This is a genomic window from Pseudomonas sp. AMR01, from assembly GCF_041946035.1.
Lineage (GTDB): Bacteria > Pseudomonadota > Gammaproteobacteria > Pseudomonadales > Pseudomonadaceae > Aquipseudomonas > Aquipseudomonas antarctica_B.
In genome coordinates, this window is the sequence record NZ_JAUTYR010000009.1 from 149,222 (window position 1) to 162,378 (window position 13,157).

A 13,157-nucleotide genomic window follows, 5' to 3' on the forward strand; every position below is an offset into this window, starting at 1 on the left:
CCATGTTGGGCTCTGCCGTCTGGCTGACCCTGGCGACCCTGCTCGGCTTGTGCCTGGGGTTTGCCCGTGAGTGGTTGCTGGTGGCGGCGTGGGGCGCGGGCGAGCGCAGTGATGCCTTCCTGATTGCGCTGTTTTTGCCCGAAGCGTTGCGCATGTCACTGGCCGGTGGCGTACTGAGTGCCGCCGCGTTGCCGCTGTACCTGCAACGCCAGGGCGGCGAGCGACAGGACTGGCTGGCGGTGCTGTTTCCGGCCTTGATGCTGATCGCTTTGGTGACGGGGCTGCTGCTGACCGTGTTGGCACCGTGGCTGGTGCAGTTGCTCGGTCCGGGCCTGGCAGCAAGCGCCACGGCGCTGGCCGCAAGCAACCTGCAGATTGTGGCCTGGTGCGTACCGGGCTTGATGCTGCACGCGCTGTTCAGCATTCCGTTACAGGCCAGCGAGCGCTTCGTGCTGGCGGGCCTGGGTTCGTTGCTGTTCAACCTGCCGCCGGTGACCTACCTCGCGCTGGCCGGCACCGCGACTCAGCCGCATTCGCTGGCATTGGCCTGCGTCGCGGGCAGCCTGTTGATGCCGTTGGCGCTGCTGCCGTCGATCTGGCGACAGGGCTGGCGGCCGTGGCGCTGGCAACTGAGCGTTGCGCCACTGCGCGAACTCGGCCAGCGCATCGGCCCGCTGTTGCTCAGCAATGGCGCCAGCCAGGGGCTGGCCCTGATTGAGCGGCTGGTGGCCTCGCTGCTGGGTGAAGGCGCGGTAACGTGGGTGAACCTCGCCCGCAAGTTGATGAACCTGCCGCTGATTGCGCTGATGAGCCTGAATCAGGTGCTGCTGGGCATGATGAGCCGACGCCAGGGCGATGAGCGCCTGGCCCTGCTCAAGCGCGGCCTGGAAACCGCCAGCGTGCTGACCCTGCCTGCCGGCGTCGGCCTGGTGGCGGCAGCGCCAAACCTGGTGGCGTTGCTGCTGCCCAAACAATCTGCGGACTCGCCGTTGCCGTTGCTGTTGGCGTGGTTTGCCGTGCCGCTGGTGTTTGGCGCCTGGAACGCGTTGCTCGCACGTTATGCCTACGCCGCCGGCGACACGCGCCAACCATTGCGCTGCGAGCTGCTGGGCAGCGCGGTCAACGTGGTGTTGCTCGGCGCCCTGCCCTTCATGTTCGGCCTGGCTGGCATCCCGCTGGCGGCACTGGCGGGAGTTGTCTGCACCGCACTGCTGTTGATGCAACGCCAGTCGTTGCTCGGCGCGCTGCCCTGGGCGCGGCACTGGCTGCTCAGTGCGGGGGTGATGGGGTTTGCAGCGCTGGTGCTGTTTCACATTGACGGCGTGTGGCTGCAACTGGGGCTGAGCACCCTGGCAGGCGCTGTGGTGTTGCTGGGCATGGGGCTGTGGCTGAAGCCATGGCGCAAGGCATGAATAGGCAAGTGAGGGTGATCAGGTGAAACATCGTTGGATTCAAATGGACATCGCCAAAGGCATCGGCATCCTCGTGATCGTGTATGCGCACAGCTGGTTTGTCGCCTCGTCGCCGGACCTGATGTACCCGATTCTGGCGTCGTTCATCCTGCCGCTGTTCTTCTTTTTGTCCGGCGTGTTTTTCAAGCCCGAGCAGCCGTTTGTGGAGATGGCGATACGCAAGGCCGACGGCCTGCTCAAGCCATTTTTTTTCACCATGCTGCTGTATGTGATCGTGCGCGCCGTGCTGCGTGGGCAACCGCTGCTGCCGGATATCGGCGGCGTGTTGTATGCCTCCGTGGACACCATTCCGTGGCAGGCCATGTGGTTTCTGCCGCACTTCTGGGTGGCGATTCTATTCGGCTGGGTGATGCTGCGGTTGATCCAGCGCTTGAAGCTGGGGCTGTGGGCAAGTGGCGTGCTGATGACGGTGCAACTGTTGATCGGCATTTGGGCATTGCCGCTGTTCTGGCAATTGCCGGTGACGCTCGGCGAGCATACCTGGGTGCTGCCGGGGCTGCCCTTCAGCCTCGATATCACATTGATCAGCAGTATGTATTTCGTGGTCGGCTACCTGCTGCGCGACTGGCTGCGCACGCACGCAGGCTCCTGGCTGACCCTGGTGATCTCGATTCTGTTGTTTGCCGCCGTGTTTATCCCGACTCTGGACACCATGGACTTGGCGCAACGGCGCTACGACCACTGGTTGTGGAGCAGCTTGCTGGCCGTGACGGGTGTGTACGCCTGCTGGGCGCTGGCGAAAGTGCTGATGGTCTCGGCCATCCTGACGCGGGCGATGACGTATATCGGCCAGTCAACCCTGATCCTGTTGATCTTCCATGGCGAAATTCAGCACAAGACCTTCGACCTGATGGCGCGCCTGGGGCTGCACCCGTTTCTCGCGGCGTGTGTGGGCCTGGTAGCGGCAGTGGGTGTGCCGTTGCTGATCGGGGAAGTGATCAAGCGCGTGGCATTCCTGCGGTTTTTCTACTTTCCGTTTCCAGTGCGCAAGGCAACCGAACCGAAGGTCGCAGAGCACCGCTGACGCAAAAGGGGCCGGTTCTGACAAGCGCAACCAGAGCCGGCCCTGCACCTACACACTTCATGAACAACCCCTCCACGCTTTCCCCCTTGCCCCAAACGCTGCGTGATTCCACGATGTAAACAATCATCACAAGGAGTCACTCCATGTTCGCCGGATTCCAAAAAGCCAGCTGCCACGTCAACGGCGTGAACATCAGCTACCGCAAAGGCGGTACAGGTCCCGGTTTGCTCCTGCTGCACGGGCACCCGCAAACCCACGTCATCTGGCACAAGGTTGCCGAACAACTGGCTGAACACTTCACCGTGGTTGCCGCCGACCTGCGCGGTTATGGCGACAGCAGCAAGCCACCTGCGAATGCCGAACACCTTAACTATTCAAAACGCGAGATGGCCCGCGACGGTGTCGAGCTGATGAAAGCCCTGGGTTTGGACAGGTTCTCGGTCCTCGCCCACGACCGTGGCGCCCGCGTCGCCCATCGCCTGGCGCTCGACCACCCCGACGCGGTGAAGCGCATGGTGCTGCTGGACATCGCGCCAACGCTTGCGATGTACGCCCAGACCGACGAAGCCTTTGCCCGCGCCTACTGGCACTGGTTCTTCCTGATTCGCCCGGCGCCGTTGCCGGAAGCCCTGATCGAAAGCAACCCCGAGCTGTACCTGCGCAGCGTCATGGGCAGCCGCAGCGCCGGGCTCAAGCCGTTCACCGATGAAGCCTTCGCCGAATACCTGCGTTGCCTGTCACTGCCGGGCACTGCCACCGGCATCTGCGAGGATTACCGTGCTGCCGCCGGTATCGACCTTGAGCATGACAAAGCCGATATCGACGCGGGCCACCACCTGAGCCTGCCATTGCTGGTGATGTGGGGCGCAGAAGGCACCGTCGGCCGTTGTTTCGAACCCCTCAAGGAGTGGCAGAAAGTCGCAACCGACGTGCGTGGTCACGCCCTGCCAGCGGGCCACTACATTGCCGAAGAAGCCCCCGAGTTGTTGCTGGGCGAAGTCCTGAGCTTTTTGCGCTGAGCCGTATGACCCCGTGACCTGACGGACCCGCCTCGCAGGCTGAAAACGCCTGCGACGGGTTCTCTATGCCTGAAAAAACGCACCGAGATAATAACAATGACAATCAGAAAACTGCTGGGAACCCTGTATGTGCAGGTGCTCATCGCGATCGCGCTGGGTGTGTTGATCGGCCATCAATGGCCGCAAGTCGGCATCGACCTCAAGCCACTCGGCGACGGATTTATCAAGCTGATCAAGATGATCATCGGCCCGATCATCTTCTGCACGGTGGTCTCCGGCATCACCAGCATGCACGATGTAAAGCAGGTCGGCCGGGTGGGCGGCAAGGCGTTGCTGTACTTCGAAATCGTCTCCAGCATTGCGCTGTTGATCGGCATCCTGGCCGCGCACCTGCTGCAGCCGGGCGTGGGCTTCAATATCGACGTGAAGACCCTCGACAGTACGGCCATCGCCGGGTTTATCGGGCAGGCGCAGCACAGTGAAGGCGTGACCGGTTTCCTGCTGAATGTCATCCCGAGCACTTTTTTCGACGCGTTTGCCAAGGGTGAAATCCTGCCGGTGCTGTTTATCTCCGTGCTGTTCGGCCTTGGCCTGGTGATGGTCGGCGAAAAGGCGCGGCCGCTGGTGGGCGTGGTCAACCAGGCCAGCGAGGTGTTCTTCCGTATCGTCGGCATGATCAGCCGCGTGGCGCCGATCGGGGCGTTCGGTGCGATTGCCTTCACCATCGGCAAGTACGGCGTGGGTTCGTTGTTGCCGCTGCTGAAACTGGTGGGGACCTTTTACATCACTGCGCTTTTCTTCGTGGCTGTGGTGCTGGGCAGCATCGCCCGCTATGCAGGCTTCAGCATTTTCAAATTGATGGGCTACATCAAGTCGGAACTGCTGATCGTGCTGGGCACCAGCTCGTCGGAATCGGCGCTGCCGCAGCTGATTCAAAAACTTGAAAGCCTCGGCGCCTCCAAAGGCGTGGTGGGCATCGTGGTGCCGACCGGCTACACCTTCAACCTCGACGGCACCAACATTTATATGACCCTGGCGGTGCTGTTCCTGGCTCAAGCGACCAATACCCATTTGCCGCTGGAACAACAACTGACGCTGCTGGCGGTGGCCATGCTCACCTCCAAAGGCGCGGGTGCGGTGGTGGGCGCAGGGTTTGTGGCACTGGCCGCAAGCCTGGCGGTGGTGCCCACCGTGCCGGTGGCGGCAATGGTGTTGATCCTCGGCGTCGACCGCTTCATGGCGGAATGCCGTTCGCTGACCAATATCATCGGCAACGCGGTGGCGGCGCTGGTGGTGGCGGCGTGGGAAGGTGAACTGGACCGCGAAAAGATGGCGCCGATTGCGCTTAAGCATGGCCGTCATGCACGGGCTGGCGCTGGGGTGTGAGGTGCTTGCGGGATATTGGGGCTGCTGCGCAGCCCAGCGGGAGCAAGCTCCCTCGCCACACGGGTGCTATTGTGGCGGCTCATGCCGCCACGTCTGTGTCTGATGACTAACAAGAAAGATAACGTGCCCCTACCCGAAGACCTGCGGGTGTTCCTCACCGTGATCCGCAAGGCCGGCTTCGCTGCCGCCGCCGATGAGCTGGGGTTGTCGCCGGCGTATGTCAGCAAGCGCATCCAGATCCTTGAAACCACCCTGGCCACCCGCTTGCTGCACCGCACCAGCCGCCGCATCGCCCTGACCGAAGACGGCGAGCGCGTGCAGCGCTGGGCGGTGCGTATTCTGGAAGACTTCCAGCAACTGTGCGACGAACTCTGCGACGCCCGCGACAGCCCGCGCGGCCACCTGCATTTGTGCAGCAGCTTCGGTTTTGGCCGCAACCATGTAGCGCCTGCCCTGTCGCTGCTGGCGGAACACTACCCGGACCTGGAAATCCGCCTGGACCTGTTCGACCGCGTGGTGGACATCGTCAGCGAAGGCTTCGACCTGGAGATTCGCGTGGGCGACGACATCCCCGGCCAGCACATCGGTCGACGGCTGGTGAGCAACCGCCGCGTGCTCTGCGCCGCGCCGGCGTATCTCGCGCGACGGGGCACGCCGCAACATTTGAGTGAGCTGGAACAGCACGACTGTCTGGTGCTCAAGGAGCGCGACAACGCCTTTGGCATCTGGAACCTGGAACGCGACGGCGCCCCTGAAAGCGTGCGCGTACGCGGCCCGTTGTCCTCGAACAATGGCGAAATCGTGTTGCAGTGGGCACTCGATGGGCGCGGTGTGTTGCTGCGCTCGATGTGGGACGTGAAGCCATTGCTGGAGCAAGGCAAGCTGGTACAGGTGCTGCATGACTACACCCAGAGCGCCAATGTGTGGGCGGTGTACCCCACACGGTTGGCGTACTCCGGAAAATTAAGGGCGTGTGTGGAGTTTTTGCAGGAGCACTTCAAGGGGTTGTCGATCTGACTTCCCGGTTGGCGCTGTAACCCATCCATGCCCCCATGATCAGCAACGCCGTCAAGGGCAGCCCATGGAACAACACAATCACCTGGGCCGGCGTCCATGTCAGGTAGAACGGCCCCACCACGAGCATGCCCACGCCGAAGCCGGCCATTTGAATCAGGGTCAATAGGCTGAAAAGCGGCAGGCGCAAACTGTCGGGCTCGCTTTGTGCCCGGGAGACCAGAGCCACCTCGGACACGCCATCGCCCAGCCCCGCCCACACCACCAATAGCAGCGCCAGCCAGAGTTCGGTTTGCTGGAAGGTCAGGATAAAGCCGCTGGACATCAGCGCTACACCCGCCATAAACAGGCGCTCCATCGCGTGGGTGCCGCGGCCTTTCAACAATGCACTGGCCAGGCGCGCACCGACGAACTTGCCGCACGCCCACACCGCGAGCAGGTAACCCATGACGGTCTTGGCGGTGTCCGGCGAGATGTACTGCGACAGTACCGGCCAACCGACGTTATGCGCGGCGCTGCCGAGGGTGTCGAGCATGCTGATCAGCAACATGGCCGCCAGTATCGGCGCGCCTTTCAAGCCTTTTGTCAGTTCCCGCCACTCCGCCGCCAACCCGCGATGCACTGCAACGCTGGCTGCATACAGCGCACGCAACGGCAGGATCAGGCACGCAGCCACCACGTAGGTGCCGATATTGACGGCGAACACCGCCTCGAATCCGCCGGTGGCAATCAATAACCCGGAGAGCAAACTGCCAAAGACTGCACCGGTGGCGGCTGCGGACGTGATCCACGCATTGGTGCTCACCCGCTGCTCCAGCGCCACCCAGGTGGGTAACTGGCTGTTCAGGCCAATCGCAAACAACGAATTGCACAGGCCAATACCAAACGCGATAAAGGGCAGGACGCTCAACTGATGCGCCGGTATCAGCACCAGCAACGGCGTCAACAACAGCGCCCGCGCCAGGTCCAGCCCGGCCAGGGTACTGCGGCCTGCAAAACGCCGAAAAAACGGGATACCGAACAGGCTGGCAGCAATGCCGCCGGTGACGCGGCACGCCAGGAAAATACTGACAAACACCACGCTTTGGCTGAGCCAATAAACATAAGTGGACAGCGCCACCATGTTGAGAAAGGCGCCGAAGTCCGACACCCCCCGGGCGAATATGATCAGGCGCGCGTTGCGGGTCGACAGGGTCAATGACTGAGCGAGACTCATGCCGGCTGCACCTGCGACTCGGCAGGCACGCTGCGCAGGCTCACCAGCAGCACGTCGCGCCACGCGGGGGCCGAATCGACCTGAGGCCGCACATCGCCGGCGCGGTGGTAGAGCCTGCGGTCGTTGATCACGATCGTTTCAAGAAACTGCTCCATTGGCAGCTTGAATACACGGCTGTCTTCGGCTTCATCGGTAAATACTTCCGATACCACCGGCACCGTATTGCTCTGCCCGATAAAATGCATGAACACCCAGTCCAGGCCATCCTGGTGAATACCCGACGTCGTCGGGCTACTGGATTGCGCATCCGCCCTGACGCGAAACTGGTGGATATCAATGGTGTACGTCTGCTCGGTCAGGTGCGGGCCGATCACGCCAAGGTCCGTGGCCAGCAGTTTCTGCATGAGCGGATGCTCGACAAAGCCATCCTCGCAATAGCTCAAGTGATTCACTCCCTGTCGATACTCGACGGCATAGGTGACCGGCGACTTGAACGCGGCATTGCGGTCGATCTGCAACTGCCGCGAAGGCAATAAACGATAGCGCAGGATCCGGCGTTCGCGGTGGGTGTACGTCTGGAAGGCCTCATCGCGCACCAGGTTTGCCCAATACGCTCGAAAGCTTTGCTCTTCACCCGGCCCGACTGTGACCAACTGGCGAAAATCCCGCTGGTGACAATAGTGATGTTCGCGCAAGTGCGACGACACTTGAGAGATGTCCATAGGGTTACCCTGCTTCCCGGTGATCGATGATGACCCGCAGGTGTTGCCTGATCGCATCATGCACTGCGTGAGCGTGGTCGGCACCGTCAACCCTGGCCCAGCATTTGAGCAAGTAATGCTCCTCGATATCGGCATCGATGAAATGCCCGCCATCCTGTTGCGCATATTCCAGCACTGACGGGCTGTCATCCAGAAATGCCAGGCCTTCAATACCTTTGAAGTACCCGCTGTGCTCCGGATAAATCGCCAACATCGCATAGTGTTGCCCGGCGGCTTCAACCCGGCGCGCGCCGGCCTCCAAATGTGCATTGAGCCCCGGCTCGCCCAGCAACAACGCGAGGTACACCTGATAAGGGTCAATGGCGGCCAGATCGCGAAACGCTGCATTGACATACAGCCCTCCCACGCGCGGGTTGATTTCGATCACCACCGGGCCTTCATCCGTCATGCGAAACTCGAAATGCACCACGGCATTGGTCAGGCCGACCGCGCGCAGGCAATCTGCGGCATAGCGGCGAATCTGCTCGCACTGGGCCGGGGTAAAGGAGGTCGGCGGCGAAATCAGCAGGTTCTCGAGGACCGTGCCACTGCGCTCGGTCAGCAGCAGTTTTTCGTTGATCAGCAACGCATGAATGCGCTCGCCGGCAACCACACACTCCACACTGCCCTCAACTCCCGGGATATACCCTTCCAGCAGCAGGCTGCGCCCCGGAATGTAATCGCGGCAGTGCCCGTCCTCTTCCGGCAGGGTATGCGCGCAGCCGTAAAAATCCGCATAGGCGGCAGCGCCGTGGTCACTCAGAAAATGCGCATAGTGGCTGCGCAGCTGCGCCCAGTTGGAGCACTTTTTGATAAAGGCCGACGCCCCGCCAAACGGTGGTTTGGCGATGAGCGGATAACCCACTCGCTCGGCGCCCGCTTGAAGTTCCTGCTCGTTATTGCACAACGCGAAGGGCACAGAACGCAGGCCATGCTGTTTGAGCGCCTTGCGCATCAAAAACTTGTTATTGCACGCGGCAATGGCATCGGGGCTGCTGTACACCAAACCCAGCCGCTGACAGGCCAGCGCAACGATACAACCCACCTCCCCCAGCGCGGACGGATGCCCGGCCTGGCAGAAAATCCCGCGAATGTGATAGCGCCCATCCAGTTCGCCCACCAGGTCCACAATGGACTGCTCGCTTAGTGCATCGAGCAGGAACAGTTCATCACTGCTGTCCTGCAGCCGCTGCAGGTGCTTGCGCCCCCGAATGCCCGCCGTCAAACAGGCCAAGCCTTGCGCGCGAGCTACCGCAAAGTGCGGCTCGCGGTAGAGATAACGCACCGAACGGCTGTCATCTACATCAATAAAAAGAATCGCATCGTGTGTCATACGCCGTACCGCCTCATTCCGTGAGTTGATTCAGGCATCCTGCCAACTGCACCATTGACCTTCCCAGTTGCGGAAACGGTAATGGCGTTGCCCCTCGCGAACTTCAAAATGCGGTAAGTTTTCAGGCTGTTCGAAGTCCAGCAATGGCACCGTAAACTTACCCTGTGCGTGGGGTAATACATATTCGGGCATGGCAATATTGGAAACACGCCGTTTGAGGCGATCCATAATGGCAATAGCGTGACTGATCGATGCCTTGTATTCCGCTGCGCCTGGTGAAAATGGCATGAAGTGATACAAGTAATACGGCTTTACACCGAGGCGATAAAGATCAATAAACAACTTATGCAGGGTGGCTTCATCATCATTCACACCACGCAACAGGGGCATATTTGAAAATACAATCGGCACCACACGTTGAATGCGTTTAACTGCCGCTGCAAAATCCGCAGTGAGTTCAAGTGGGTGGCATACATGCACACCAAATGCATTGACCTTGTACTTTTCCAGCATCGCCAGTAATTCGTCGGTGACGCGAAACGGGTTGAAACTTAACGCCCTTGAATGAATACGAATCAGCAGGTCGTCGCTGATTGAACGCAACGCCGCCAGGTTTTCTTCCAACTTGCGATCCGCCAGCATAAGAGGGTCGCCACCGCTGAGGATCACTTCCTCAATGGCAGGGTTGTTGCGAATGTAATCCACCGAGTCCTTGAAGGAATCCGTGCTGGCGTTGGCTTTCTCGGTACCAACTTGCAACGTGCGCAGCGCCTCGAAGCAAAACTGGCAATACGCGTTGCAGGTGTTGGTCATGCGCAGGATTACGCGATTGTCGTACTTGTGCTGGCAGATCGGCGTCTTCATCTCGTGGCTGAGCTCCCAGTTTTCGGACGCTCCGTCATAGTCACCGGATACCTGCTCGCTCCAGTACGGCACCACCTGGCGCCACAGCGGATGGTCCTCTATGGAGCCGGAGGTGAGTGAGCGCTTGATCAGATCAATGTAATAAGGCGTGATCTGCATCTTGCGGTCTTTCAGGTTGTACTCGATGTGCGCCGTTGTTTCCTCGCTCCAGCCACCGCAGGCAGCGCGCAATGCGGGCTCATCACGAATGGCATTCTTCTGCTGCCAGCGCCAGTCTTGCCACTGTACCGAACGGTGTGTGGCTTGATCAAAAATAGACATGAGTATGCACTCTCTGTTTTATCAATCTGTGTTCAGGCCTATACATACGTGCCTTGCTACGACCGGGCAGGCACGGGTATGGGCAATGATGAAAACACTGACGGGCGCTGAGCCTTGATTAAGTGACCCACTTAATCACTGGCGCGAGAGAGGAATAACACGTTACTGATTGATCGACAGACACGGTCATTTTATTAACATCCCTTTATATAATCGGCTGACTTTCCAAGTCAGCCTCACTTAAGCCGATGCTTCACAGTGTGTCAACACGTTGCCCCTGCATTCTTTGCGGGTTTGCCCCACTATTCTGTCAATGCCCCCGTGTTCACTGCCGGCCCGCCCCGTAAATTCAATTATTTGAAAAGTAAATAACACAAACAACAGCGCCCTCGGGTTAATCGAGGGCGCTGTTTATCTACTTATATAACAGTGTCGTTTATTGGGCTCAGTTGAGCCAGGGGTTGGCGGCCAAGTGGCGCTGCTCGAAGGCCTTGATTTCCAGACTGCGCTGCAAGGTACTGCCGATTGCATCAAGCCCCAGCAATAATGCGGTCTTGCGCAACGTGTCGATCTGGAACGGGATCACCTGCCCATCCGCCAAACGGATCTCTTGCGCCTGCAGGTCTACCGTTATTTGCGCCTGCGCAGGCCTGCTGACGGTCTGCCCCAGTGCCTGCAGCACCTCCTCGTCCAAGGTGATCAGCAATACCCCATTGCGCTGGCAGTTGTCATAGAAAATCCCGGCAAAGCTGCTGCCGATCAGTGCGCGAATGCCGGTCTGTTTCAACCCCCACACGGCGTGTTCACGGCTGGAGCCACAGCCGAAGTTCGGGCCTACCACCATGAAACTCGCGCCCTGCCAGGCGGGTTGGTTCAGTACAAATTCAGGGTTGGGCGCGCCGGACGCCAAAAAGCGCAGGTCGAAGAACAACCCTCGGTCCAAGCCGCTGCGGTCGATGCCCTTGAGGAATTGCTTGGGCATGATCACGTCGGTATCGATATTCGCCGCCAACATCGGCGCGGCCTTGCCGGTGACGCAGGTGAAAGGTTGCAGGCTCATGCGCGGTCTCCAAAGTGGCGGACATCGGTAAGTCGGCCGGTAATGGCGGCGGCGGCGACCATCGCCGGGCTCATCAGGTGAGTGCGTGCGCCGGCGCCCTGGCGCCCTTCGAAGTTGCGGTTGGTGCTGGAGGCGCAGCGGTCACCGGGGGCCAGCACGTCGTCGTTCATCGCCAGGCACATCGAGCAGCCCGACTGACGCCATTCAAAACCGGCGTCGATAAAGATCGCCGCCAACCCCTCGGCTTCGGCCCTGTCGCGCACTTCGGTAGACCCCGGCACGATCATCGCCCGTACATGCTTGGCCACGCGTTTGCCGCGTACCACGCTGGCGGCGTCGCGCAAGTCTTCGATGCGCGCATTGGTGCAGGAACCGATAAACGCGTGGCTGATGACGATGTCGCTCAGCGGCATGCCGGCCTCCAGCCCCATGTACTTGAGGGCGCGGTGCATGTCCTGGCGCAGAATCAGGTCGCTGACGGATTGCGGGTCAGGCACGCAGGCGCCGATGGGCGCGGCCTGGTCCGGGCTGGTGCCCCAGGTCACCATGGGTTCCAGGCCGTTGGCATCCAGGTGCACTTCCTGGTCGAACACGGCGTCGACATCGGAATGCAGTTGGCGCCAGCCCACCAGCGCCTGTTCCCACAGCTCGCCACTGGGCGCGCGCGGCTTGCCTTTGAGGTAGGTGAAGACTTTCTCGTCCGGCGCCATGAACGCGCCGCGTGCGCCGGCTTCCACCGCCATGTTGCAGATGGTCATGCGCGCTTCGACACTCAGCGCATCAATGGTCGAACCACGGAATTCGATGGCGTAACCGGTGGCACCGGATGCGCCGATCTTGCCGATCAACGCCATGATCACGTCCTTGGACGTGAGGCCCGGAGCCAACGCGCCCTCGACGCTCACGCGCATGCTTTTAAGGCGTTTGTAGACCAGCGTCTGCGAGGCCAGCAAATGCTCGATTTCCGACGTGCCAATGCCGAACCCGAATGCACCGAGGGCACCATAGGTGGTGGTGTGGCTGTCGCCGGCCGCGATCACCATGCCCGGCAGAATAAAGCCCTGCTCGGGGGCGATCACGTGTTCGATGCCTTGGCGCTTGTCGAGGATATCCAGCAACTCGATGCCGAAGTCCTGGCAGTTTTCCGCCAGGTACGACACCTGCCGCGCGCCGCCTGCATCCGGCATGGTCGCGGTGCGCTTTGGTGTGGTCGGGTTAACGTGGTCGACCACCGCCAGCGCCGTGCCGGGGCGCCATACCGCGCGCCCGGCCTCACGCAGGCCACTGAACGCCTGAGGGCTGGTGTATTCATTGATCACTTGACGGTCGATATACAGCAGCACATGCCCCTGATCATCGAGGGCGCACACGGTGTGGGAATCGATGTGTTTGTCGTAGAGGGTTCTGGCAGTCATTTTTTCGGGCTCACTTTTATTGGCGCTCACTCAACGGCATAAGCCCATCCTACGCAGCCGCCTGGCCCCATCAATGGCGACTGGGTGATGGCTTGGAACATGGTTCGTGTTCGATACGGGGCTTGAAGCCGCCCAAATGTGAGGCTGAAACATTTTCTTTCATATCCGGCTTAGGGATCCGTCGATCTCATCCGTCTTAACTTAGATACAGCCCGTCGCGTCAGCAAAAGCTACGACTGGCCTTTTCGGGCCTCCATCGCCCTCCTCCGATC

11 protein-coding genes are annotated in these 13,157 nt (G+C 60.6%); 5 read left to right on the plus strand and 6 right to left on the minus strand.

Annotated elements, in window-relative coordinates; translation table 11 throughout:
• Positions 1-2 precede the first annotated feature (2 nt).
• From murJ to Q7C20_RS11375, 5 genes are all read left to right on the plus strand, one after another.
• A complete protein-coding gene (gene murJ, locus Q7C20_RS11355) occupies positions 3-1,412 on the plus strand; it encodes a murein biosynthesis integral membrane protein MurJ (protein WP_375067352.1) in 1,410 nt (469 codons plus the stop codon).
• A 43-nt stretch (positions 1,413-1,455) separates the two neighbouring features.
• The gene (locus Q7C20_RS11360) at positions 1,456-2,496 is read left to right on the plus strand and encodes an acyltransferase family protein (protein WP_375067354.1); all 1,041 of its coding nucleotides are present in this window, start codon (positions 1,456-1,458) and stop codon (positions 2,494-2,496) included.
• A gap of 143 nt (positions 2,497-2,639) precedes the next feature.
• Entirely contained in the window at positions 2,640-3,515 is an 876-nt protein-coding gene (locus Q7C20_RS11365; protein WP_375067356.1) for an alpha/beta fold hydrolase, read from the plus strand.
• Between the two features lie 96 nt (positions 3,516-3,611).
• Positions 3,612-4,901, plus strand: a complete 1,290-nt coding sequence (locus Q7C20_RS11370) for a dicarboxylate/amino acid:cation symporter (protein WP_375067358.1) — start codon at positions 3,612-3,614, stop codon at positions 4,899-4,901.
• A 102-nt stretch (positions 4,902-5,003) separates the two neighbouring features.
• Positions 5,004-5,918 (plus strand): LysR substrate-binding domain-containing protein, encoded by a 915-nt coding sequence (locus Q7C20_RS11375; RefSeq protein WP_375067360.1) that lies wholly within the window; start codon positions 5,004-5,006, stop codon positions 5,916-5,918.
• Here the strand turns inward: Q7C20_RS11375 and Q7C20_RS11380 are convergent.
• The 6 genes from Q7C20_RS11380 to leuC form a co-directional block, all read right to left on the minus strand.
• On the minus strand, positions 5,899-7,131 hold the full coding sequence (locus Q7C20_RS11380) for an MFS transporter (RefSeq protein WP_348054774.1): 1,233 nt from the start codon (positions 7,129-7,131) through the stop codon (positions 5,899-5,901). The genes Q7C20_RS11375 and Q7C20_RS11380 overlap by 20 nt on opposite strands.
• On the minus strand, positions 7,128-7,853 hold the full coding sequence (locus tag Q7C20_RS11385) for a 2OG-Fe dioxygenase family protein (RefSeq protein ID WP_375067363.1): 726 nt from the start codon (positions 7,851-7,853) through the stop codon (positions 7,128-7,130). The genes Q7C20_RS11380 and Q7C20_RS11385 overlap by 4 nt, the downstream gene beginning before the upstream one ends.
• Before the next feature lie 4 nt (positions 7,854-7,857).
• Positions 7,858-9,225 carry an acetyl-CoA carboxylase biotin carboxylase subunit family protein gene (locus Q7C20_RS11390; protein WP_375067365.1) on the minus strand — a complete coding sequence of 456 codons (1,368 nt, stop codon included), beginning with the start codon at positions 9,223-9,225 and terminating at the stop codon, positions 7,858-7,860.
• A 30-nt stretch (positions 9,226-9,255) separates the two neighbouring features.
• The gene (locus Q7C20_RS11395; RefSeq protein WP_375067367.1) at positions 9,256-10,410 is read right to left on the minus strand and encodes a KamA family radical SAM protein; all 1,155 of its coding nucleotides are present in this window, start codon (positions 10,408-10,410) and stop codon (positions 9,256-9,258) included.
• 445 nt (positions 10,411-10,855) lie between these two features.
• Positions 10,856-11,470: a 3-isopropylmalate dehydratase small subunit gene (gene leuD / locus Q7C20_RS11400; RefSeq protein ID WP_375067369.1), complete on the minus strand. Its 615-nt coding sequence runs from the start codon at positions 11,468-11,470 to the stop codon at positions 10,856-10,858.
• Complete coding sequence (gene leuC / locus Q7C20_RS11405; protein ID WP_375067371.1) at positions 11,467-12,885, minus strand: 3-isopropylmalate dehydratase large subunit; 1,419 nt, start codon at positions 12,883-12,885, stop codon at positions 11,467-11,469. The genes leuD and leuC overlap by 4 nt, the downstream gene beginning before the upstream one ends.
• Positions 12,886-13,157 lie beyond the last annotated feature (272 nt).

What these genes read in the sequence shown, in the direction of transcription:
- Q7C20_RS11375 (WP_375067360.1), top strand. Translation starts at nt 5,004, where the DNA reads ATGACTAACAAGAAAGATAACGTGCCCCTACCCGAAGACCTGCGGGTG.
- Q7C20_RS11385 (WP_375067363.1), bottom strand. Translation starts at nt 7,853, where the DNA reads ATGGACATCTCTCAAGTGTCGTCGCACTTGCGCGAACATCACTATTGT.
- Q7C20_RS11380 (WP_348054774.1), bottom strand. Translation starts at nt 7,131, where the DNA reads ATGAGTCTCGCTCAGTCATTGACCCTGTCGACCCGCAACGCGCGCCTG.
- Q7C20_RS11370 (WP_375067358.1), top strand. Translation starts at nt 3,612, where the DNA reads ATGACAATCAGAAAACTGCTGGGAACCCTGTATGTGCAGGTGCTCATC.
- Q7C20_RS11390 (WP_375067365.1), bottom strand. Translation starts at nt 9,225, where the DNA reads ATGACACACGATGCGATTCTTTTTATTGATGTAGATGACAGCCGTTCG.
- Q7C20_RS11360 (WP_375067354.1), top strand. Translation starts at nt 1,456, where the DNA reads ATGGACATCGCCAAAGGCATCGGCATCCTCGTGATCGTGTATGCGCAC.
- Q7C20_RS11395 (WP_375067367.1), bottom strand. Translation starts at nt 10,410, where the DNA reads ATGTCTATTTTTGATCAAGCCACACACCGTTCGGTACAGTGGCAAGAC.
- Q7C20_RS11365 (WP_375067356.1), top strand. Translation starts at nt 2,640, where the DNA reads ATGTTCGCCGGATTCCAAAAAGCCAGCTGCCACGTCAACGGCGTGAAC.
- murJ (WP_375067352.1), top strand. Translation starts at nt 3, where the DNA reads ATGTTGGGCTCTGCCGTCTGGCTGACCCTGGCGACCCTGCTCGGCTTG.
- leuC (WP_375067371.1), bottom strand. Translation starts at nt 12,885, where the DNA reads ATGACTGCCAGAACCCTCTACGACAAACACATCGATTCCCACACCGTG.
- leuD (WP_375067369.1), bottom strand. Translation starts at nt 11,470, where the DNA reads ATGAGCCTGCAACCTTTCACCTGCGTCACCGGCAAGGCCGCGCCGATG.